20 protein-coding genes are annotated in these 20,889 nt (G+C 55.4%); 10 read left to right on the top strand and 10 right to left on the bottom strand.

The features are described 5' to 3' along the window. Positions 1-1,002 precede the first annotated feature (1,002 nt). The 6 genes from LBW89_RS13830 to LBW89_RS27720 all read right to left on the bottom strand — a co-directional run bounded on the left by LBW89_RS13830 (position 1,003) and on the right by LBW89_RS27720 (position 6,061). The gene (locus LBW89_RS13830) at positions 1,003-1,350 is read right to left on the bottom strand and encodes an EamA family transporter (RefSeq protein ID WP_148453132.1); all 348 of its coding nucleotides are present in this window, start codon (positions 1,348-1,350) and stop codon (positions 1,003-1,005) included. Further along, the gene (locus tag LBW89_RS13825) at positions 1,334-1,681 is read right to left on the bottom strand and encodes a DUF2304 domain-containing protein (protein ID WP_148453128.1); all 348 of its coding nucleotides are present in this window, start codon (positions 1,679-1,681) and stop codon (positions 1,334-1,336) included. Before LBW89_RS13825 ends, LBW89_RS13830 begins: the two co-directional genes overlap by 17 nt. Beyond that, on the bottom strand, positions 1,678-2,388 hold the full coding sequence (locus LBW89_RS13820; RefSeq protein WP_148453125.1) for a glycosyltransferase family 2 protein: 711 nt from the start codon (positions 2,386-2,388) through the stop codon (positions 1,678-1,680). Before LBW89_RS13820 ends, LBW89_RS13825 begins: the two co-directional genes overlap by 4 nt. After that, positions 2,385-3,677, bottom strand: coding sequence for an ArnT family glycosyltransferase (locus tag LBW89_RS13815; RefSeq protein ID WP_225039363.1), 1,293 nt, complete (start codon positions 3,675-3,677; stop codon positions 2,385-2,387). Before LBW89_RS13815 ends, LBW89_RS13820 begins: the two co-directional genes overlap by 4 nt. Before the next feature lie 188 nt (positions 3,678-3,865). Beyond that, a complete protein-coding gene (gene abc-f / locus LBW89_RS13810; RefSeq protein WP_148453122.1) occupies positions 3,866-5,854 on the bottom strand; it encodes a ribosomal protection-like ABC-F family protein in 1,989 nt (662 codons plus the stop codon). Positions 5,855-5,959: 105 nt separating this feature from the next. After that, positions 5,960-6,061 (bottom strand): RAxF-45 family protein, encoded by a 102-nt coding sequence (locus tag LBW89_RS27720; RefSeq protein WP_306433503.1) that lies wholly within the window; start codon positions 6,059-6,061, stop codon positions 5,960-5,962. A gap of 293 nt (positions 6,062-6,354) precedes the next feature. On the opposite strand from LBW89_RS27720, the gene LBW89_RS13805 reads away from it, so the two are divergent. After that, positions 6,355-6,819 (top strand): hypothetical protein, encoded by a 465-nt coding sequence (locus tag LBW89_RS13805; protein WP_211373305.1) that lies wholly within the window; start codon positions 6,355-6,357, stop codon positions 6,817-6,819. Positions 6,820-6,875: 56 nt separating this feature from the next. On the opposite strand, the gene LBW89_RS13800 is transcribed toward LBW89_RS13805, so the two are convergent. From LBW89_RS13800 to LBW89_RS13785, 4 genes are all read right to left on the bottom strand, one after another. Next, positions 6,876-7,826 carry a DUF4097 family beta strand repeat-containing protein gene (locus tag LBW89_RS13800; RefSeq protein ID WP_148453119.1) on the bottom strand — a complete coding sequence of 317 codons (951 nt, stop codon included), beginning with the start codon at positions 7,824-7,826 and terminating at the stop codon, positions 6,876-6,878. Next, complete coding sequence (locus LBW89_RS13795; protein ID WP_148453117.1) at positions 7,823-8,431, bottom strand: DUF1700 domain-containing protein; 609 nt, start codon at positions 8,429-8,431, stop codon at positions 7,823-7,825. Before LBW89_RS13795 ends, LBW89_RS13800 begins: the two co-directional genes overlap by 4 nt. After that, positions 8,428-8,754 carry a PadR family transcriptional regulator gene (locus tag LBW89_RS13790; protein ID WP_148453114.1) on the bottom strand — a complete coding sequence of 109 codons (327 nt, stop codon included), beginning with the start codon at positions 8,752-8,754 and terminating at the stop codon, positions 8,428-8,430. Before LBW89_RS13790 ends, LBW89_RS13795 begins: the two co-directional genes overlap by 4 nt. 195 nt (positions 8,755-8,949) lie before the next feature. Then, complete coding sequence (locus LBW89_RS13785; protein ID WP_148453111.1) at positions 8,950-10,500, bottom strand: FAD-dependent oxidoreductase; 1,551 nt, start codon at positions 10,498-10,500, stop codon at positions 8,950-8,952. Between the two features lie 198 nt (positions 10,501-10,698). Between LBW89_RS13785 and LBW89_RS13780 the strand changes: the two genes are divergently transcribed. The 9 genes from LBW89_RS13780 (at position 10,699) to LBW89_RS13740 (ending at position 20,886) form a co-directional block, all read left to right on the top strand. Continuing rightward, entirely contained in the window at positions 10,699-11,088 is a 390-nt protein-coding gene (locus tag LBW89_RS13780) for a Fur family transcriptional regulator (protein WP_148453109.1), read from the top strand. Beyond that, entirely contained in the window at positions 11,070-11,888 is an 819-nt protein-coding gene (locus LBW89_RS13775) for a winged-helix domain-containing protein (protein WP_148453106.1), read from the top strand. Before LBW89_RS13780 ends, LBW89_RS13775 begins: the two co-directional genes overlap by 19 nt. A gap of 1,315 nt (positions 11,889-13,203) precedes the next feature. Further along, positions 13,204-14,043 carry a uroporphyrinogen-III synthase gene (locus LBW89_RS13770; protein WP_225039362.1) on the top strand — a complete coding sequence of 280 codons (840 nt, stop codon included), beginning with the start codon at positions 13,204-13,206 and terminating at the stop codon, positions 14,041-14,043. 112 nt (positions 14,044-14,155) lie between these two features. Continuing rightward, positions 14,156-14,464 (top strand): phasin family protein, encoded by a 309-nt coding sequence (locus LBW89_RS13765; protein WP_148453101.1) that lies wholly within the window; start codon positions 14,156-14,158, stop codon positions 14,462-14,464. 2 nt (positions 14,465-14,466) lie between these two features. Next, positions 14,467-16,137 carry an ABC1 kinase family protein gene (locus LBW89_RS13760; protein WP_225039361.1) on the top strand — a complete coding sequence of 557 codons (1,671 nt, stop codon included), beginning with the start codon at positions 14,467-14,469 and terminating at the stop codon, positions 16,135-16,137. A 261-nt stretch (positions 16,138-16,398) separates the two neighbouring features. Beyond that, positions 16,399-17,793, top strand: coding sequence for a DEAD/DEAH box helicase (locus tag LBW89_RS13755; protein ID WP_225039366.1), 1,395 nt, complete (start codon positions 16,399-16,401; stop codon positions 17,791-17,793). 585 nt (positions 17,794-18,378) lie between these two features. Further along, positions 18,379-19,320: a D-alanyl-D-alanine carboxypeptidase family protein gene (locus LBW89_RS13750; RefSeq protein ID WP_225039360.1), complete on the top strand. Its 942-nt coding sequence runs from the start codon at positions 18,379-18,381 to the stop codon at positions 19,318-19,320. 99 nt (positions 19,321-19,419) lie between these two features. Then, a complete protein-coding gene (locus tag LBW89_RS13745; protein WP_225039359.1) occupies positions 19,420-19,764 on the top strand; it encodes a DUF3243 domain-containing protein in 345 nt (114 codons plus the stop codon). 267 nt (positions 19,765-20,031) lie between these two features. After that, complete coding sequence (locus LBW89_RS13740) at positions 20,032-20,886, top strand: ABC transporter ATP-binding protein (protein ID WP_148454475.1); 855 nt, start codon at positions 20,032-20,034, stop codon at positions 20,884-20,886. Positions 20,887-20,889: the final 3 nt, after the last annotated feature.

Genomic DNA, 20,889 nt, shown 5'->3' with positions numbered 1-20,889 from the left:
ATATGGGTGAGGACACTGAAAGACACCTCTGCCTTTCATAGAGCGGTGTAATACGGCAGAATAAGGAGCAATCCTGTGAATTCATAAACATTGTAGGGTAGGACTCCGAAATAAGGGGGCCTCGCCGGATTTGCATCTTTTTACTATGGGGCGCCGGTACACCCTGGATGGGGGGCTTTTAAGTACTCAACTTGAAGGCCCCTTTCCCGTTCTGATCAACGGAGCCCCGGCCTCCACACGAACCCACTGAGTACATTGAGCTCATCGATGCACCGAACTCACTGAGTATAATGAGCACCGATGTTGAGTACCGAGTGCACCGAACCCACCGAACCACCGAATCCACCGAACCACCGAATCCACCGAGCACCGAGTGCCCTGATTGCACCAAGTAGACCGGTAAACTGAGCATATCGAGCACCTCCGAGCACCCGAATACTCTGAGTGCACAGAGTTTACGAGCGCGCAGAGTAACCGAGTGCCCCGAGCACTCCGAGCACACTGAGCACACTGAGCACCCCAGTACTCTGAGCGCTCAGAGTATACGAGCACGCAGAGTAACCTAGTACACCAAATCCCACCAAGCCCACCAAGCACGCTTTACTCCCCCGTCCACATCCGGGCATTCCCACTCCCGGGCATCTCACCGTTTCCCGGGGAGGGAGGAGACGCAATTAACGGGAAATCCTCCCGTTAATCGGAGCCATTTTCGGCGCAGAGGCCAATTAGCTGGAAAACTTCCCGCTAATACGCTTGAAATTAACGAATATTGCGATTGGGCCGCAAAATAGAAGGCATTTTTCCAGGTAATTCATGTCGAGGGAGCTTGAGCAGAGAAATAACAGGAGGTTTTCCCGTTAAAAAGTGGACGTAAGTGAGCGGCACATACAAAAAAAGTACCCGCCCCCATGCAGGGGGTTCCGGCACTTTTTGTTCCACCCGCCCGGCGAGATCCCCCTCCTCACTTTGTACAGAGGGGGGGGCGAAGACGGCGTTCGCCGATTAAGATCGGGCGAGCAGGTAAACCCCGATCAGGATGACGGCTACCCCGGCCAACTTGGTCGGCGTAATCGTTTCGTTGAACATGAAATAGGCGGGGATCATAGCCAGTACGTAAGCGAACGCCTGCATCGGGTACGCCACGCTCAGCGGCATCCGTGTCAGCACCGCGAACCAGAGCAGGGTGGCGATGCCGTACAGCGCGACCCCGCCGATGACGGCGGGCGATGTCGCCAGCTTGACCCAGTGCAGTCCGCCCGAACGGCCAAGCCCGATTTTAAACAGCATCTGGCCCGTGACCAGAAGCACAATATTCCCTAGCAGAAGCAGATAACTAATCGTTTTGTCCATGGAGAGCCTCCCGTTCCTTAAGAATCGTCAACTCCTGAGTGAGACGCAGCACTTGAGCGGACAGCCGCGTAATGACGATCGTCAAATGAAGTATAAAGGCGAAGCAGAATAAAAGGCCGAACAGAAACAGAAGCGCCGGCGCGTATTTTACGCCGAGACGATCGGCGATCCATTCGATCAATGTAACGTTAAACGAAATGATCAACAGGACGACGCTGAACAAAATCCACAGCAGGGAGTACTGCTCCTTCAGCTTTTGCCGCCGTACCAGCTCGAGCACCAGCAGCAGAAACAGAAAGGCAAGTCCGACCGACAGCGCATATATGCTCATAGCTTGGACACCGCCGGTCCGCGGTCATATCGGATCGCGCTCATCAGAACGGCTAACGTTACTTTAACCATATAATATACCGATTTCCAAGGGGTAATCGAGGATTTGCCCGCTTTCCGGTGATGCATTTCCGTCGCCACCTCGGTTATGCGGCATCCTTTTCGCTTCAGATAGACAATCGATTCCACCTCGGGATAGTCGATCGGATAGTAGGCCGCGTACAGTTCAATCACTTTGCGCCCGGCGGCCCGGAAGCCGCTGGTCGTATCGGTAAACCGCTGTCCGGTCACCAGCGAAACCAGCCCGGAGAAGAACACCATCCCCGCGCGGCGCATCCGCGAGGAACGGTAGGACGTCGTCTCCACGTACCGGGAGCCGATGACCAGATCGGCCTCGCGAGCCTTCGCAATCAGCTTGGGCAGTTCCTCGGCCGGATGCTGGCCGTCGGCGTCCATTTGCACCGCAATGTCATAGCCCATTCGCTGGGCGTACAGATAGCCCGTCTGCATGCCGCCGCCGATCCCCACATTGTAGGGCAGCGTCAGCACCTTGGCTCCGGCTGCGGCGGCGAGCTCCGCGGTCCGGTCGGTTGACCCGTCGTTGACCACGATAACGTCGGCTTTCGGAGCGTGCCGATGTATGTCCTGAATCACGCCGGCGATGCTGCCCTCTTCATTGTATGCGGGAATAATGATCAGCGTCTTCATGACAAATAGGGCCCCCTTAAGTCGTTTATGTCAGGCCGCCGGGGCAGAAACCGCGACAGCAGTCGTTCGATCAGGAACGAGCCGAACAAGATCAGAAGCGCCATGTTCGGGTACCCGTAACGGTTAAAAGCGACGAACGGAAGATAAATCACCGTAAAATAGCCCAACGCCAGCAGCAGCGGAAGCAGCCGGGAAAGGCGGCATTTGAGCAGTGCCCAAACGATGCCGATCATGTTGACGACCATCAGCCCGATCTGAATCACGTTCATCACCGGCCGGCTCACCGGCCAGAACGGACGGGAATAGAACGGATGGAAGTACAGCTCGACCCATCTGCCGATCGTGAACCAGTATAGATATTTCAGCGGCTCGTGCTTGAAGCCGTAGGCGATAATATCCTTGCCTTTTTGCACGGCGGAACTGTCGGCCCCTTGGAATATCGTTTCCGGATCATACTGCGGATAAGCCTCAAAGAAGCCGGGCGGGGGCAGTTGTCCCCGAATCCGCGTTCCGAGCAAAAATGGGCTACCGCCAGAATTGGTGAACAGAATGAATTCATGAAACGTGATCCAGTTCCGAATCCACCATGGCGTCAGCAAAGCCGCATAGACGAGGATCATCAGCGACATATACTTCAGCATCAGCCGCCAAGGCAGCTTGTCCCTCCACCACAGCACGAGTAGAACGGCGGGATAGAGGGAAGCGTGCGGTTTAAAATAGGCCGCGGCCGCGGTCAAAACGGCGAGCCAAATATAGAGGCTCGTCCGGTCTTTTTCCACCGCCAGAATCGTGACACACACCATCAGCAACAGCAGCATGCGGAAGGTCGTTTCCGACAATATGACGCCGGACGAAAAATAGTCGGGCAAATACAGCGCGCTGATCCCCGCGGCGATCAGACCCACCCGCGTATTAAATATACGCCGGCCGATCCAGAAGATCAGGTAGACGGAGAAGGCCTGTTCCAGGCATTGAAACAACCGGAAGGCGATTACGCCGCCCTGGTCCTGGCCGAAGATGGCCATAAATCCGGCCAACAGAAACGGCATGCCGGGCATGATGAAGGCGGAAGGCTGATCCTTCGTGTTGTAGGCCAGAACCCCTTCATTCAGCAGCAACCGTGAGCTTTTAATGTATTTGACATCGTCATTGTTGGGCTTAATCGGATCCCCCAGCAGAAAGTAATCGTTATATACGAGGACGATAATACTGGAAAGAATGGCTACAAATGCAATCAGACCGAATAACAGCCGCCGGTCCTTCCAGTTCATTCCCGATAGTGAGAACAAATGACCCACTCCTTTTGTTCTGATTCTTTTTCATTTACTTTCAAACCCATTATATCAGTTTATAGCCATTAAAGAACGGACACAATGGTACGACGCTGATGAGGCCCGTAAAGTTGCAGCTTGGAAAAAGAAAGCGGCCGGCATGACTGCCGGCCAAAAGTTTTAACCATAGAGGCATGGGACCGAAATCATTCGACCATGCCCAAATATTGTTCCAGCATTTCATCGATTCGATGCTGGATTTCATCGCGGGCCGCCTGCAGCTCGCTCAGCCGCCCCGCGTCGCAGGCGGCCTCCGGCGCCAGCATGGCCGCGTCGACCGCGGCCAGCTCCGCTTCCGCGGCGGCGATGTCGCGCTCCAGCTTGCTTACCGCCGCCGGATTGGCCTTCGGCCTGCCGCCTTCGCCAGCCTTCGGCCCGCTGCTGGCCCTGTCCGCGTCGCCGCCCGCCCGCGGCTCGGGCTTCGCGGGGCTCGCCGGCGTTTCCGCCGCCTGCGGCCCGGTACCCGCCCTAGTCGCCGCCGCTCCGGCCGCGGCCGTCTCCTGCTTCAGCCGCTCCGCGCGGAAGTCGTCGAAGTTGCCGATCGTGACGCGGAGCTGCCCGTGCTCCAGATGCCACACCTGCCCGGCGATTTTGTTGATGAAATACCGGTCATGCGAAACGGCGAGCAGGGTGCCGGCATATTCTTCCAGCGCTTCTTCCAGCGCTTCGCGCGAGTCGATATCCAGATGGTTGGTCGGCTCGTCGAGCAGCAGCAGGTTCGGCTTGCGGTACATGAGGATCGCCAATCTCAGCCGGGTCCATTCCCCGCCGGACAGGCTGCTCACCTTTTTGAACACGTCGCTGCCGTAAAAGAGGAAGCGCGCCAGCTGATTCCGGGCCTCCCCGGTCTCCATGCCGAGTTCGTCGCGGAAGTACTGCAGCACGGTGCCGTCCTCGTCGGCAGGGGCGGATTCCTGGGCCAGGTAGCCGGTATCCACCCGCGCCCCGAGCCGAATTTCCCCTTCATCCGGGGTTTGTCGACCAAGGATGCTTTTCAGCAGCGTACTCTTGCCGGTGCCGTTAGCACCGATCAGCGCGGCGGATTCCCCGTACCGCAGCGTCCGGGTAATCCCCCGATACAGCACGCGCCCTCCAGCGGATTGGCCGACCTCGGACAGGATAATCGCGTCCTTACCCGACCGGTCCGACTGTTCCAACTGGAGGTCGATGCGCTTACGCTCCAGGATTGGCTTTTTCAGCTTGACCATCCGGTCGAGCGCCTTTTGCATGGAAGCGGCGCGCCGATGAAATCCAGGGTTCGGCGGATTCGAGCGATTTCCCCACTCGATCAGCTGCTTGATGGTTTCCTGCATCTTTTTGATTTTCTTTTGCTGCTCTTGGTAATCCGCAAACTGCTGTAGCAGCCGAGCTTCCTTCTCTTCCTTATACTTGCTGTAGTTGCAGTGGTAGGTGAAGGCTTCGCCATCTTCGATTTCGATGATTTTTTCCGCCACCGCGTCCAGGAAATACCGGTCATGGGAGATAACCACGACGGTGCCGCCAAAGGAGCGAATAAAGCCCTCCAGCCACTCGATAGCGGACATATCGAGATGATTGGTCGGCTCATCGAGGAGCAGGAGATCCGGGTTTTGCAGCAGGATGACGGCCAGGCCAACCTTGGTCTTCTCTCCGCCCGACAAGGAGGCGAAAGGACGCGCGTATTGCTGCTCCGGAATGCCGATGCCCGCCGCGATCCGCTCGATGTTGGCCTCCATCTCGTATCCGCCGCCGCGCTCGAAGCTTTCCTGAAGGCGGCCGTACTGCTTCAGCAGCGGCTCCATATGGGATTCCCGTCCGGCCGCGGCCATGGCGGACATCTCTTCCTCGAGCCTGGTCATCTCGGCCCGGGCCTCCAGCAGAGGTTGAAAGGCTGACTGCAGCACGCCATAAACGGTTTCTTCGTTGCCGTAGTCGGGGATTTGGGCCAGGGAGGCGATGACGGCCCCCTTGCGGATGCTAAGTTGGCCTTGGTCGGGGGCTTCGCTGCCAGTGAGAAGCCGCATGAGCGTAGTTTTGCCCGTTCCGTTTCTGCCGATCAGGCCCACGGTTTCGCCTTCCTTGATTTCGAACGATACATCGCTGAGCACCAGCTCGGCACCGTAATATTTCTGGATATGGTTACATTGAATTATCATCGTATTTTCTCTCCTTCGGAATTCGCCGCTCCGAAGAATAACAAAAGAAGGCTGCAGGAAATCCTGCAGCCTTCCGAACACACGTATTAAACTTAATCCGTGAGGTCAGGGTAGGAGCGGCATTTCGCAATAGTTGTTGGATATCGAGTTCTTAAAAATGGACAGACCTATCCCGTTGACAGATACAGCATAGGTAATGCCAAACATTACCAATGGCAGTTGGCCCACTCGACTCCACGCAAACTTGCGATCCACTCTACCCACCTCCTTTTCTGAACAAGATGTAAAGAGTATACGAGAAGAAGTTGGAAAAATCAAGCATAGACAGCCATTTAGCTTCACAAAATTTTAATGTTTCAGAGCGCTTTTTATCGGGTAATAGTTGGTTTGTTGTTTATTTCCTCCTTTTTTTCCTATATAATCTTCGATAGACAAAAAAAGCGGCCGTTTGTTTTGCGGCTGCGATTACGTCAATTTTATAAAGGATAAGGGGAGCCTAATTGGAAAGAACAACAGCGAAGCGAATTTTTGACGAATTGCTGGACATGTCAGGCAGCGGGGTTTCCGTTAATATAAAATCCAGGTTTCCTGGAGGGCGCAACGTCGGCGGGAAATACAGCATCGGGGACCACTCGGTTACGATGTACCTTGGCGAAATCAAGAAGCAATGCATGACGCTGTTCGGTTCGCTCGACGGGTATGAGGCGATGCTGCGCATCGTGTTCGCCCATGAGCTCGGGCATGCCGAAGATCCTATGTTAAGCGAATTAAGCGAAGAGATGGATATGTGTCAAACCGGGTTGGAACGAAAGCGGATTGCCCTGCGGATCGAGGAGAACGCTTGGGATTACGCGCGTAATCTGGTGCCTGTTCAAGATCGTCAGATGATGGAGACGGTGATATTTTATTCCCTGGAGGCTTACCGCGAAGCGATCGCGCTGGAATCGGCCCAGGAAATTGCCTAAATCCCGCATAAATAGAAGGGTTGGACCCCCGGATGGCCGGGGGCTCAACCCTTTTTTTATTTGATCGAGATATTTCCCGACGTGGTTCTCACCTTGATGACATCCTTCGTAACCATCGGGGAGTCGGGGGCATGCACATCCCCGGAGGTTGCCTTCAAATCGTAGATGCCTTGGAAGCCGGGGTCGTTGGATAGCCTAACGTCGCCCGAAGTGACGGAAATATCCAGGGAATCGGAGCGCTGGCCGGTCAGCGTGACGCTGCCGGATTGATTTTTGATGGATCCGTCTCCGGTAAAATTATTAATATCAATATCGCCGGAGGTCAAGCCGACTTCAATCGATCCGTTCACGCCATCGAACGAAAGATTGCCGGAGGTGCCGTGCGCGGCCAGTTTTCCCTCCAGATTCCCCACCTTAATATTGCCGGATCCGTTTTTAATCTCGGTTTCCCCCTGGACGTCGGAGGCTTCGAGATTACCCGACGTAGCCTTAAGCCGCAAATGTTCGGTTGTTACATCGGTGGCGGTCAGATTCCCCGAAGTGGTCGTCAGTTCAATATCCTTGGCGCGAAGCCCTGTAAACCGGCCGCTGTTGGACAGCAGATTGAACTTGATCCGATCGATCATGCCGGGGTCAGCCAGGGCGACGGTCATATGCTGCCTCGAACTTTGAAAGTTAATGGAGAGGAAGGTCAGTTTGAAGTCTTCCTTTAAGCTCATCGTTACGTCGGGCCCCGTAAAAGAACTGTTCTTTAATTTGTCGATCAGCCCCTGATCCATGTTGCCGCTGAGCTCGATATAGTCGGTTCCGTCCGGGCTTTCGATAAACTCAACGTCCATATCGTAGTTGCTGTCCACTTTCAAGGATTGGAGATCGGAAACCACCCATTTTTGTTCAAAATGCGGCTTTTCCTCCCCGAATTTGAAGCCTTGGTAAGCCATGCCGGCAAAACCCGCAATAATCAAAGCGATGGCCACGACGGACCATTTTTTCGTGTTCCTTCTCATGCTTTATTCCCTCCATGTGCCGTTTGAACATTCCATGTCCAATACGATTTGCTAATACGGATCAACCATTTAAAAACCGGCTTCGACGCGAGCGCCAGAAGGATGCCTAATCCCATAAGAACGAGAACGGCATAGTTCTTGGCCGGTAAAACGCTGTTGCCGACGAGATATTCGAGGCCGAGCGACACCGGGCTGAGCAGCATGCCAGCCGCGGCCGTGGCCAGGCTGACTCCGAGCATCCAGAGCGAGATCAGCAGCGGAACGGCAACCATATTCAAAAAGAAAAGCCCGGTATACACCATCGCCGAGGCGAATCCACTGCGGCCCGGTCTTGCCGCCGAAGCGATCGGGGGACCCGTCGGTTCGGGTACGGCGTTCGGATTGAACCAGTATACGGGTTCTTTGGCGGAAAAGCGCCCGTCGATGGCTTCTTTGGCCAGTTCGGCCGGATTGCCGAGTTCCATGGCAATCTCTTCTTCCGTCTTGCCGTTTTGCAGGGCAAAGGTGAAGTGAGCTTCGTAGTCTTCCATCAACTCTTGGCGTTCTTCCGGCGGCAAAACCGACAAATGATCATGAAGTTGGGCTAAAAATTCGCTCTTATTCATAAGCGGCTTCCTCTCTCGATTAGATTTGATACACTTTTGACGAATTGCTTCCACTCCACGACGAGCTTCCGCATGTAACTTTCACCTTCGGGTGTCAGCTTGTAATATTTGCGCGGTGGTCCTTCCGAAGATTCCTGCAGATAGGTCGTGCAATACCCTTCACCCACCAGCCTGCGGAGCAGGGGATACAGGGCGCCTTCCGCGACCTCGATATGCTGGGAGACGGATTGGGCCAGTTCATAACCGTAACGGTCATGTTCGTGGATCAGCACCAGAACGCATAATTCCAAGGCGCCTTTCTTGAATTGGACGCTTATATCCAACGACATCGCCTCATTTCCGCTGTTTATTGAACATCAGTACTGAATATTGATTAGTATCATCGGGAACATACTACCACACAGTACTGAATAATGCAACATAGTGAACACAGATTAGACCGAAGCCAAAAAAGAGGCGAGCCGGATAAATCGCGTTCTCCGGTCGCCTCGTTTTGATGAAGAAGAGTTTGCGTTTGTTTACTGGGCACTGAGCGGCTTAAGGTTTTCCGTTGCCGGACCCTCGATGACGGCTCCCGTGTGATCGAACCGGGAGCCGTGGCAAGGGCAATCCCAGGTGCGTTCGGCCTGATTCCAATTACATTCGCACCCCATATGCGTACAGGTTGTGTCCACGAGGTGAAGATGGCCGTCGGGGTCTCTGTAAGCGCCCGCCCTTTTGCCGAGGTGCCGTACGGTACCCCCTTCGTCCGGACCGAGTTCCTCCGGCCTGCGGTGGATGATTTCCACCTTCCCGGCAATCAACTGTTTGGCGACGTCGACATTCTGCACCGCGATGTTTTTGATGCTCGGGTTGGCTTTGAATCTGGAAGGGGTGAATAAATCCGCATAGCGGTTCTCTTTTCCCTGAATCAAATCGGACAGAAGCAGGGCGGACAAGGTGCCGCTGGTCATGCCCCATTTGGCGAAGCCGGTTGCTACATAAATCCGGGGATGGTCTGAAGTCACCGGCCCGATGTACGGTACTTGGTCGATGGTGACCAGATCCTGCGCGGACCAACGGTAAGGGATCGACTTGATGCCGAAAGTCAAGCCGCCGAACTTTTCCAGCTCTTCGTAATGCTTGATCGTACAGTCGCTTTGTCCGGTTTTATGCGATTCGCCTCCGACCAGAATCAACTGCTTGCCGTCGAACTCGGCGGCGCGGAGCGATCGCTTCGGATTTCCGCAGTTGATGTACATGCCGCCTTCAAACGGCGTTTCCGGCTCGATGGCCACCGCGTAGGAGCGGTCGGCATGAAGCCGGGTAAAGTAAAGCCCGCCGCCGTCGAAAAATGGATAATGCGAGGCGGAAATTGCGTGGCGGCAGGTAATGATGACGCCGGACTCCGTCTTGAGCAGCAGTTTTCCGTCGCCCATTTCTTCCGCGGAATCCGCCACGGTGCTGTTCTCGTAAAATTTCCCGCCATGCTCGGACACGAAATCCACCAGGGTGCGCAAATATTGAAGCGGATGGAACCGGGCCTGGTCCGGCATCCGGATCGCCCCGAGGGCCTCGACCGGCAAAGGAAGAGCGTCCTCCCACTTGCCCGGAAGGTTTAACTTTTCGTAAGCCGCCCATTCATTTTTGAGCTGTGTTAGCTGCTCTTCGGAGTCGGCGTACAAGTAGGCGTCCTCTCGTTTGAATTGACAGTCGATCCGGTGCTCGCGAACGGTTTCATCCATAAAGCGCAGCGCTTCCTCATTGGCCTCGAAATACAATCTGGCCGCCTCTTCGCCGAAATGGGAAATCAGGCTGTCGTAGATCATGCCGTGCTGGGAGGTGATTTTCGCGGTGGTGTAGCCTGTGGTTCCGTCCAGAATGTTTCCGGCATCGACTACGGCAACGCTCAGTCCGGCCTTGACCAGAAGGTAAGCGGCCGTGATTCCGGTAATCCCCGCGCCGGCGATCAGAACATCGGTCTGGATATCCTCCTGGAGAGCGGGGAAGGAAGGAAACGAGGTCGTGTCCTTCCAGAGCGATTTCGGGTATTGAGGCAGCCCAGTTGCATCTTGCGGCGTGCTGTTCATGAATTTGCTCCTCCTTACGTTTTTTTCTCATTATTACCACCTTGAGGTCTTTAGAAACGAGCGGGAGGAAGGCCGGAGATTTCGCATGAAAACGGAATGAAAAGCAAATACTGGGCACAGGAAAGGGGAAATTGACGAATAGTGAAATAAGACTTATACTAATTCTAAAACAATGATTTCAAAGGAATGATCATAGATATGAAATCCCTTAATCTGACGACCCAGCGCCAGGCCGTCTACGATGTCGTCCGGAATGCGAACGACCATCCCACCGCGGCCGAGGTGATGAACCGCCTGGTGGAACAAGGCTACAACTTTGCTTACGGGACGGTATATAATTCCCTTCGTTATTTGACGGATAAAGAGTTGATTCGCGAGTTGAAGCTCGGCGAGGCCGCCAGCCGTTATGATGCCAAAATGGACGATCACCAGCATATTTTATGTGAAGTATGCGGTCGCGTCGACGAGGTGATGACCCAAGTTCCCGAGGAATGGAGCGAAGCCGTCGCCAAAGAAACCGGTTATGATGTCCATCATGCCCACGTCGTATTCGGAGGAGTGTGCCCATCATGCCGGCAGAAGAAGTGAAGGAGCGTGATCGTATGACTGCAGGACATAAGACGCCGATCAGGCGGCCCGAAGCATTCGGGACGACGTTGACCGACGAGAGCTATGACGGCCCGCAAATGTGTCCGGTCACGCAGCGCGTTATTCTCGTCAGCCCTTTTCCGGGCGGCATTCACGAACTTGTCCGCGATTTATCGGAGGGCTGCTTCGACGTCCTGGTATTCCATCACTGGGAGCAGGGAATCCGCAATGCGCAGGCCGCGGACCTGCTGATCTTCGATCTGACGCCATACCGCGATGCCGAAGAGATTCTGCCGATCAGAGCGATCGCCCAAGAGGCCGGAAACGTACCGTCCTTACTGTTGGTGAATGATCGGCTGCTCTCCGGTCTGGACCAGGGGCTGATGAATCAGGAGCTGTTGCTTTGGCCGGCGCGCCCCGGCGAAATTGTCTACCACGCCCAGCGGATCATCCGAAACGGAGGCAAGCGAGCGCAGGCTTCCCGGCTGCTAACGGGAACCTCTCCGGCGATCTTCAAGGACCTGTGGATCGACCGCAAGAAGATGGCGGTCTATCGCAGCGGCTCCAAAATCGCCCTGACCAAGACGGAGTACGAACTGCTGGTCAAGCTGCTGGAGCAGGAGGGACGGGTCCTATCGCGGGAGGAATTGCTAGCCGAGGTCTGGGGCACCTCCTTCCTGGGCGGAAGCAACATCGTGGACGTGCATATCAAAAGTCTTCGCAAGAAACTCGGCGACCGCGCCGTAAACTCCACTTATATTTCCACGGTAAGAGGCGTGGGTTATCGGTTGGCGGATTAATTGCCCGCCGATGTTGCATTAAACCTGACGTGGCGTCGACCATTTTGAAGCCGACTCGCCGAGTTAAGAAGCGGCGGCGTGCTGAACTGGATCCGGCGCCTGTTATTTTTCCTGGCCGCTCGATCATAGCGGTCTTTTGGTGTGATCTCAGCCCGATTCGGTTTCGCGGGGATGATAGGCACTAGCGTTTCATTAAACAAATTAAACTTGAGCAAATTTGTCGGTGGCCAACTCCGTTTTGAGGTAAGGGAAGTGAATAAGGGTCTTTAGCGGCGCGATTTTGTCGAAATTGGCTCATCGGAACCGAATAGCGGCTTTTAAGGCGCTTATTTTTGGAAAGAAGCGGTCCAACCCTGATTTGGGGCCAGTACAAGGTAAATAAGGCCCTTTTTGACCTCTATTATGCCCGTGGAGCCTAGTTGGACCGAAATAACGGCCCAAAAGGCCGTTATTCGATGGGAGGCAAGAGAAGCCGCGGGTACCAGACTAGACCCCGTTTCCCACGCCGCCGCTAAAATCGGCGAATAAGTCTTATGGTCGACAGCCATTCAAGCAACATCCTCAATTGTAGATATAAACTCCCACCGTCGGAGTCTACACCATTTAACGGGAGAATATCCCGTTAATATACCGCTCTTGGCTTTTCGATCCGATTTAGCTGGAAAAACTCCATCTATTTCGCGGCCCTATTGCCGAAATACACAATTTCAGGCGATTTAACGGGAGATTTTCCCGCTAATTCAACTCTACAGCCGCCTACGTACCAAAATAACGGGAAGAATTCCCGTTAATTTGAACAGCCGTATAAGCGCCAAATTAACATGGATCGATGATTTGGGGTGGAGGACTCGGTAAGTACGCAGTCTTCACACCCATAGACATCCAAATCGTATTAGGCCCATGGCGATCAAGGTGCTTAGCGTACTCCCGACACTTCCCACCTCCAACCTTCTAACTTCTAACTCCAAAAAGATTCAAAAAGATGCAAATCTGCAGGCATTTAGGCCGATTCCCGTGGGGATGCGAAAAAAGATGCGAATCTGCAGGAATTTCTAGCAATTTTAGAGGAACGAGCCGGTTTCGTCGAAAATTCCTGCAGAATCGCAGGAATTTTGAAATTTTGACCCCAAATAAGAAAAAAACATGCACATATGCAGGAATTCTATGTTATCCACGTTGTCTCATAGATGGGGGGGAAACTAGCGTCGCGATTATCATGACTCGGCTTTAAAATAAGCATGACTTCTTGCATGATGTCGTTTAATCTGAAATAAAGAATACGGCCGCGGGTCGGCCGAGACGGAGGGGGAGATTTATGGCACGCAGGTTAGAGGGCAAAAGGGTGGCCATCACCGGTCCGCGAAGAGCCGAGGAACTTGGAAAGCTTGTCGAGAATATGGGGGGCACTCCTCTCTTTAGGCCGGCGCAAGGGACGGTGCTGCTCGATGACCTGGATTTGCGGAACGGTCTCGTATCTTGGGTGAACCGGCCGCCGGAATGGTCGATTTTCACCACGGGAGCAGGTCTCGACGCGCTGTTTGATATGGCCGAGGACATGGGAATCGCCGAGGCCTACTGGGATATTCTCCGCAGCGGGCACATCGCCGCCAGGGGGTACAAAACAGCGAACGCTTTAAAAAAGCGGCAGCTTACGCCGCTTGTGCGGGATGACGATGGCAGCACCGAGGGATTGATCCGCGGGCTGGCGGAGCATTCTTTTGCGGGAAAAAAAGTGTTCCTGCAGCTGCACGGAGATCCCGCGCCACGGTTGACGAGCTGGCTTGAACAGCAAGGGGCCGAATGCCGGCAGATCCTGCCCTACCGCCACACGGCCCCGCCTGCCGAGGATCTGGAGCGGCTGTTGTCCGATCTCATCGGCGGCGAGGTGGATGCCGTGACATTTACGAGCGGGCCGCAGGTCCGATTTTTGATGGAGCACGCCTCCAGGGAAGGAAAGCTGGCGGCGCTTATGGAAGCGCTGGAAGGGCCGGTGATCGCCGTGGCGGTCGGCAAGGTAACGGCCCAGGGGCTGTTTGAGGCCGGGGTTCCCTGCGTCGTGGCTCCCCGCGAAGAGCGGATGGGCAGCATGATGGTGGAACTGGCCCGTTATTATGCCGGAGAAGTCGAGGCCCGGACGAACCGGGATCGCCGGTAAACGAAAAAATTATGGATTTGCGAGTACATCCGGGCATGTCATAGGGTATTACTAAGTAACGAGTGCATTGTCTTGTCATGCAATTCAATTCCATGGTGAAAGGATGTTGAACATGAGCGATCTGTTAAAGAAGGCCATCTCGCTCGGATGGGGACTTACGATTGTCAGCAAGGAGAAGGTCGAGAGCCTTGTCGACGATTTGGTCAAGCGCGGTGAACTCGCCCCTTCGGAATCCAAGCAGCTTGTGGAACGTCTCATCGATAGAGGAGCGGAGGAGCAGAACCGCTTCAAGGAATTGGTGAATGAGCAAGTAAAGTCGGTGCTTCAAACCATGGGGCTTGCTTCGGCGAAGGAAGTAGAGGAACTGACGCGGCGGGTGGCCGAGCTGGAAATTAAACTGGCCGAGCTGCAGCAACCGTAACGATGGGGATCCGTGTCCGTCATTCCGGCAGGTACCGGGAGATTGCCATGGCGCTGGGGCGCCATGGCTTTGGCTATTTGGCCGAGGAAATCGGGCTCACCCGCCTGTTTGCCGCCCCGCATCGTTGGATCTTTAAAACGGAGCCGGAGAGTTTGACGTTGGCGGAACGCATCCGCCTGGTGATGGAGGAGCTCGGTCCGACGTTCATTAAGCTGGGTCAATTGGCCAGTACCCGCTCCGACCTGCTTCCGGAACCGGTTATCGCCGAACTCGTAAAATTGCAGGATCAGGTTCCGCCTTTTTCGGCAAAAGAATCTTTAAGCATTATAGAGGAAGAATTCGGCATGCCCGCTTCTGAACTGCTGGACCATTTTGAGGAAATTCCCATCGCCGCCGCGTCCATCGGTCAGGTTCATAAGGGCAGGCTGGTTACGGGGGAAGAAGTGGCCATCAAAATTCAACGCCCCGGCGTCGTCCCGCAGGTGGAGCGGGATTTGGATATTTTAAAGAACTTGACCTCCCTGGCGCACAAAAGATGGCCCTGGGTGGAGCGGTATCAAATCCCTCAGATGGTCGACGAATTTGCCCGCTCCATCTCGGCGGAGCTGGACTACAGCATCGAGGGCCGCAATATGGAGAAAATCCGCCGACAGTTTACGGACAGTGAAGCGATCTGCATTCCTCGCGTCCATTGGCACTGTTCGACGTCCAAGGTACTGACGATGGATTTCGTTGAGGGGATTCATCTGAATCGGCTGGCTGATTTGAAACGGGGCGGTTTCGAGACAAGAAGGATCGCTGAGGCGTTGGTGAACGCCATGCTGCATCAAATATTTGCGGGCGGATTCTTCCATGCCGATCCTCATCCGGGCAACCTGCTGATGACGCCGGACGGGAAGCTGGCTTTTATTGATTTCGGCATGATCGGACGGCTCAGTCCGGAGATGCGCGATCATCTATCCTCATTGGTCATCGCCTTGATGCGGCGGAGCAACGAGGGCATGCTCCGGGCCATCCTGCGGATGGGATTGCTGGAAGAAGACGCCGACCTGAACGGTTTGCGGAACGACTTGAACCGGCTGCATGACCGATACTATGATATTCCGTTTTCGGAAATCAGCATCGGGGAGGCGCTGAACGATTTGTTTGCGACCGCCCAGCGGCATCGCATCATTCTTCCCCCGGATTTTCTGCTCTTAGGTAAGGCGCTGCTTACCCTGGAGGGGGTGGCCATCAGCCTGGATCCGCACTTGAGCATCCTCGATTTGGCCGAGCCGTTCGGCAAGAAGCTGCTGCGCGAGAAGTTCGACACCCGCCGCCTCGGCAAACGGTTCATCGGGGGAGCGATCGACCTGGCGGACGCCCTGACGGGGTTGCCCGGACAGGTTGACCGCCTCTTCACCTTAATCGGCAAAGGGAAGGTGAAGCTGGAGATGAGTGTTCCCGAAACGGAACAATTTCTGAGGAAGCTGGATCAGATCGGGAATCGGCTCTCCTTCAGCATCGTGCTTCTCGCGTTCAGTATCATTATGGTCGGGTTGATCGTCGGCTCTTCATTGACGCGCAGGCCGACCATCCTCTGGAATATTCCTGCGATCGAGATCGGCTTTATCGTCGCCGCTTTGATGGTCATCTGGCTGCTTTACTCGATATTCAAGTCGGGGCGGTTTTAGCCGAAAAAATGCGGGAGTAGATCGATTGTCAAGGAAATCCCGCTATGCCGCTATGCTTCAGGAATATCGCCGGGTGAACTCCGTTGAGCGGTCCTTGGGGACGAAGACGGGGTTCTTTTCATGATTCAGGGGGTTGTGTGCGAAAACTTGCATGCCGGACGGAATTTTGGGGAAATCTCTGGTACAATAGGAAGGCCCGCAGAATGTCCGATAAAGCGGCGACTAACTAATGAGGTGAATTTTTTGGCGACTTTTCAAAGTATGGGTCTCTCGAAGGCCATTTTGCAAATATTGCGGGGACAAGGGATCGTGAATCCGACTCCGGTGCAGGAAAAGGCGATTCCCGAGCTCCTTGCCGGTGAGGACGTGATTGTCCAGGCCCAGACGGGTACGGGAAAAACACTGGCTTTTCTGCTGCCGATCATGGAGAAGATCCGGGCCGACCGTCCGGAAGCACAGGCGCTCATCATTACTCCGACGCGTGAGCTCGCTCTGCAGATTACGGTGGAAGCTCGCAAGCTGGCCGACGCCCGCGAGGGGATGTCTGTGCTCGCCGCCTACGGCGGCCAGGATGTGGAGCGGCAGCTCCGTAAGCTCCAGAACGGCGCGCAGCTCGTGATCGGCACCCCGGGACGGCTGCTCGACCACTTGCGCCGCGGCTCGCTCACCCTGGGCGCTGTGCGCATGCTGGTGCTGGACGAAGCGGATCAGATGCTGCACATGGGCTTTTTGGCGGAAGTGGAGGAGATTATCCGCCAAGTGCCGCGCAGCCGCCAGACGATGCTGTTCTCGGCGACGATGCCCGATAACGTAAGGCACCTGGCTAGAACGTATATGCAGCAGCCCCGGGATATCCGTATCGCGGAAACGTCGCGGGTGACGCTGGACAGCATCCAGCAGATTCTCGTGGAATGCACCGACCGCACCAAGCAGGAGGCGCTGATCGCGATGATCCGCCAGCACCGGCCGTATCTGGCGGTGATCTTTTGCCGGACGAAGCGGCGGGCAAGCACGCTGAATGAGGCGCTCCAAGCAGCCGGATTCGCTTCGGATGAGCTGCACGGGGACTTGTCGCAGTCCAAGCGCGAGCAAGTGATGCGCGCCTTCCGCGAGGCCAAGCTCGAGCTGCTGGTGGCGACGGACGTCGCCGCCCGGGGCATCGATGTCGAGGGCGTGACGCATGTGTTCAACTACGACATCCCGCAGGACGTCGAAAGTTACATTCACCGGATCGGCCGGACGGGCCGGGCCGGGGAGAAAGGGATCGCGGTGACCTTCGCGGCCCCGAAGGATGTGGAAGCGCTCCGCAACATCGAGCGCGGCATTTCCCGCCGCCTGGAGCGGCGGCGGTATGAGAAGGGCGGCGTGGAGGCCGTCGGCAACGTCGCCCAGAACCGCCGCGGCGCCGACGAAGCGGCGGAGCGCGGCCGCGCGCAAGGCGAGCGCCGCGGGGAAGGGGCTTCCGCCGGCCGGCGGAAGCCGGACACGGCGCCCGCCAAGGGCGGCTCGCGCGGCCAAGGCGGCAGCCGCGGCGGAGGCGGCGCCAAGCGCGGGAGCGATGGCAGCGCGGCATCCGGGCGCGGCCGACGCGGTGGCGGCCGGGAGCAGCAGGGCGGGCGGCGCGGCCGGAATGACGGCGGCCGCCGGGGACGCTAGGAGCTTTTGCGAAGTTCGCCTGAGCTCGTGGGGCGTGGGGGCCAATGGCCGTAACCGCCTCCCTTTGAAGCCAGGCCGGTGGATAAGGGCCTTTTGCGGCGCTATTTTGTCGAATTTGGCTCTTCGAGGTGAAATAGAGGTCATTTGGGGCCTTATTTTAGAGAAAGTCGGGCAAAAACCGGATTTTTGGGCTCGTACTAGAGAAATAGGGCCCCTTTTGGCCGCTATTCTTCCCGAAAAAGCGAATCTGGGCGAAATAGCGGCCCAAACCGCCGCTATTATAACGGACGGCCAGAAAAAGTTGCGGACCGGCAGCACTATGTCAGGTTTAATGCAACGTCAGTGCTTCAATGAGCCAAATTCGGCAAATTCGCGGCGTAATAGATGGCTGTTATCCTGGAATTGCAGGAGTCATAACCATTTTTGCTCCGAACAGAAAAATGGCGGACAAGCAGGGTTTATATGTAATCAAGTTTGTCTGATGAAGCACGAGGTATTGTGGAAAAAAACGGGCAGCGGTAACTTATTAAAACATCGGCACGTCTGTATAGAGAGAAACCGCAAACTTATATGGGAGGAATCGAGATGAGAAACCGGACGGGCAAGGGAGTGGGATACGCTCTTGTCTTTGTTCTAATGACTATGCTTCTTGGCGCTTGCGCCAGCGACATTCCGAACACGGCTAAAACGTCGAACTCGGGCGTTACGGAAGATGCCGGAAATGCGGGGAATACCGGAAATGCTGGAAACGCTGGAAACGCCGGAAATACGGGCAACGGCACCGGCGATGAAGCCGCAGGGAATTCCGCCGCCAATTCTACTGACGCGGACACCGTAAAGGCCGGAAGTAAAGCGGGTAGCGGGACGAAGAACCAAAGCCATTCTGAGCTGCAGGGCTCGGCGGACGATGCGAAGGGCGGAAGCAAAGCCACTGCAGCGGACCCGGAGAGTGTTGCGGTGCTGGTTAACAAGGAGTATGCGCTGCCGGAGGATTACAAGCCGGAGGACCTGGTCTATCCGGATGTCCGTTTTACGTTTAAGGAGAAGATCGAGAAGCGAAAAATGCGCAAAGAAGCGGCCTCCGCGCTGGAGGAGCTGTTTGCGGGAGCCGAGAAAGACAACATTTACCTGGCCGGCGTTTCGGCTTATCGGTCGCACAGCACGCAGACATCGCTTTTTAACCGATATGTGAAAAAGGACGGGCTGGAGAAAGCCAAAACCTACAGCGCCGTTCCCGGGCACAGCGAACATGAGACCGGATTGGCGATCGATGTGAGCGGCAGCGACGGAAAATGTGCGGCCGAAGATTGTTTCGGCGGTACCAAGGAAGCCGATTGGCTGGCAAAGTACGCGCATAAATACGGGTTTATCATTCGCTATCCGGAAGGAAAAGAAAATATCACCGGATATAAATACGAACCTTGGCATCTGCGTTATGTAGGCAAGGAGATCGCCGCGGATATCGTTGAGCGCGAGATCACGCTGGAAGAGTATTACGACGCCGTGCCGGTTTCCGCGAACCCTTAACTTGACGGGCGGCAATTCCAACGCGCTATTCTGGTTCATCGTTCCGTGAACGGGTTATGTAGTAACGAACCGCATAACTCATTCAAGGAGGCGATCAGCATGTCCGAACACAACCATGTGGTGAACAAAGACGGCGAAGTGGCGCTGGGAAAAGTGGATGATGCCCTCAACCGGATTGATGATGAGCGGCAGGAAGAGATTTTGCAGAGTTTCGAATCGTTTAAAAAATACCTGGGAGAGCGGGTCAAACTCGCCCAAAGCATGGGGATGAGCGAAGAAACGATGGCGCAGGCCGCCGAGAAGGTCGGCAACTACCTGGCCGCCAAGGAAGATCCGCGCAACCGCGAGGAGAAGCTGCTGCAGGAGTTGTGGAATGCCGGCGATCAGGAGCATCGCCATGCGCTGGCCCATATGCTGGTCAGACTGGCACAAAAAGCACATTAAACAGCATAAGCGGCTATTAAGTGACTTTTAAGCCCGCTTAGGCAAATAAATGTGCGGAATATAGGCAAAGTACGATCCGGGCGCCTTTTGGGCGTCCTTTTTGCGTTTGAGGAAGAAGTTCTTATTGACAAATGATAATGATTATCAGTATCTTTAAAAAGAAGAGATGATGAAGATCCGATGAAGAAGATAAAGACATTAAAGATAAAGGTCGGGTTCGGTGCGTTATCCCGATTTCAGGTCATAGACACGAAAGGAAGATGAATGATGGCGACGTTGAACACCTCGCATTTGGATATCGCTTATGAGGACCGGTTGATCGTTCAGGACCTGAATATATCCATCCCGCAAGGGAAAATAACGGCTTTGGTCGGAGCCAACGGCTCGGGGAAATCGACGATTTTGAAGACGATGGCCCGCATTTTGCATCCTAAAGGCGGCAGTGTACTGCTGGACGGAAAGTCGATTCACAAGCAGTCCACCCGTGAAGTCGCCAAACAATTGGCGATACTGCCGCAAAACCCAACGGCGCCCGAAGGGTTGACGGTTTATGAACTGGTATCCTATGGGCGGTTTCCGCATCAAAAAGGCTTCGGGGGTTTGAAGTCGGAGGACCGGGACGTCATCAACTGGGCAATCGAGGCAACGGGCATGAATGAATTCAGCGACCGGGCATTGGAGCATCTGTCCGGCGGACAGCGTCAACGGGCCTGGATTGCCATGGCCCTGGCTCAAGAGACGGATATTTTGTTCCTGGATGAGCCGACCACGTTCCTCGATATGGCGCATCAACTGGAAGTGCTGCAGCTGCTGGAGGAATTGAACGCGGAATCGGGGCGAACCATCGTGATGGTGGTGCACGACTTGAACCATGCCGCGAGATACGCGCATCACATGATCGCCATTAAGAAAGGCCAGGCGATCGCGGTGGGAGCTCCCGAAGAAGTGGTGACCTCCGAGGTGCTGCGTGAAGTGTTCGGTATCGAAGCGGATATTGTCACCGACCCTCGCAGCGGGGTGCCGCTGTGTCTGCCTTATGAGCTCTACCGCGCGGCGACGGAGGGCCGGGTACGGGCCGGGAAGAAGGGGATTCTGGACGGTAAAGTAGCATCCATCCTTTAGGGA

Origin of the sequence: Paenibacillus sp. alder61, assembly GCF_020179875.1 — a bacterium.
GTDB classification, from domain to species: domain Bacteria; phylum Bacillota; class Bacilli; order Paenibacillales; family Paenibacillaceae; genus Fontibacillus; species Fontibacillus faecis.
The sequence above is the reverse complement of the archived record's forward strand: the minus strand, read 5'-3'. Positions and strand labels throughout refer to the sequence as shown.

Bases quoted from the DNA above. Each gene is read 5' to 3' on its own strand.
- LBW89_RS13800 (WP_148453119.1), bottom strand. From the start codon at position 7,826: ATGAGAAGGAACACGAAAAAATGGTCCGTCGTGGCCATCGCTTTGATT.
- LBW89_RS13795 (WP_148453117.1), bottom strand. From the start codon at position 8,431: ATGAATAAGAGCGAATTTTTAGCCCAACTTCATGATCATTTGTCGGTT.
- LBW89_RS13825 (WP_148453128.1), bottom strand. From the start codon at position 1,681: ATGAGCATATATGCGCTGTCGGTCGGACTTGCCTTTCTGTTTCTGCTG.
- LBW89_RS13775 (WP_148453106.1), top strand. From the start codon at position 11,070: ATGCCGGCAGAAGAAGTGAAGGAGCGTGATCGTATGACTGCAGGACAT.
- LBW89_RS13750 (WP_225039360.1), top strand. From the start codon at position 18,379: ATGAGAAACCGGACGGGCAAGGGAGTGGGATACGCTCTTGTCTTTGTT.
- LBW89_RS13760 (WP_225039361.1), top strand. From the start codon at position 14,467: ATGGGGATCCGTGTCCGTCATTCCGGCAGGTACCGGGAGATTGCCATG.
- LBW89_RS13780 (WP_148453109.1), top strand. From the start codon at position 10,699: ATGAAATCCCTTAATCTGACGACCCAGCGCCAGGCCGTCTACGATGTC.
- abc-f (WP_148453122.1), bottom strand. From the start codon at position 5,854: ATGATAATTCAATGTAACCATATCCAGAAATATTACGGTGCCGAGCTG.
- LBW89_RS13740 (WP_148454475.1), top strand. From the start codon at position 20,032: ATGGCGACGTTGAACACCTCGCATTTGGATATCGCTTATGAGGACCGG.
- LBW89_RS13755 (WP_225039366.1), top strand. From the start codon at position 16,399: ATGGGTCTCTCGAAGGCCATTTTGCAAATATTGCGGGGACAAGGGATC.
- LBW89_RS13785 (WP_148453111.1), bottom strand. From the start codon at position 10,500: ATGAACAGCACGCCGCAAGATGCAACTGGGCTGCCTCAATACCCGAAA.
- LBW89_RS13770 (WP_225039362.1), top strand. From the start codon at position 13,204: ATGGCACGCAGGTTAGAGGGCAAAAGGGTGGCCATCACCGGTCCGCGA.
- LBW89_RS13820 (WP_148453125.1), bottom strand. From the start codon at position 2,388: ATGAAGACGCTGATCATTATTCCCGCATACAATGAAGAGGGCAGCATC.
- LBW89_RS13745 (WP_225039359.1), top strand. From the start codon at position 19,420: ATGTCCGAACACAACCATGTGGTGAACAAAGACGGCGAAGTGGCGCTG.
- LBW89_RS13765 (WP_148453101.1), top strand. From the start codon at position 14,156: ATGAGCGATCTGTTAAAGAAGGCCATCTCGCTCGGATGGGGACTTACG.
- LBW89_RS27720 (WP_306433503.1), bottom strand. From the start codon at position 6,061: ATGTTTGGCATTACCTATGCTGTATCTGTCAACGGGATAGGTCTGTCC.
- LBW89_RS13830 (WP_148453132.1), bottom strand. From the start codon at position 1,350: ATGGACAAAACGATTAGTTATCTGCTTCTGCTAGGGAATATTGTGCTT.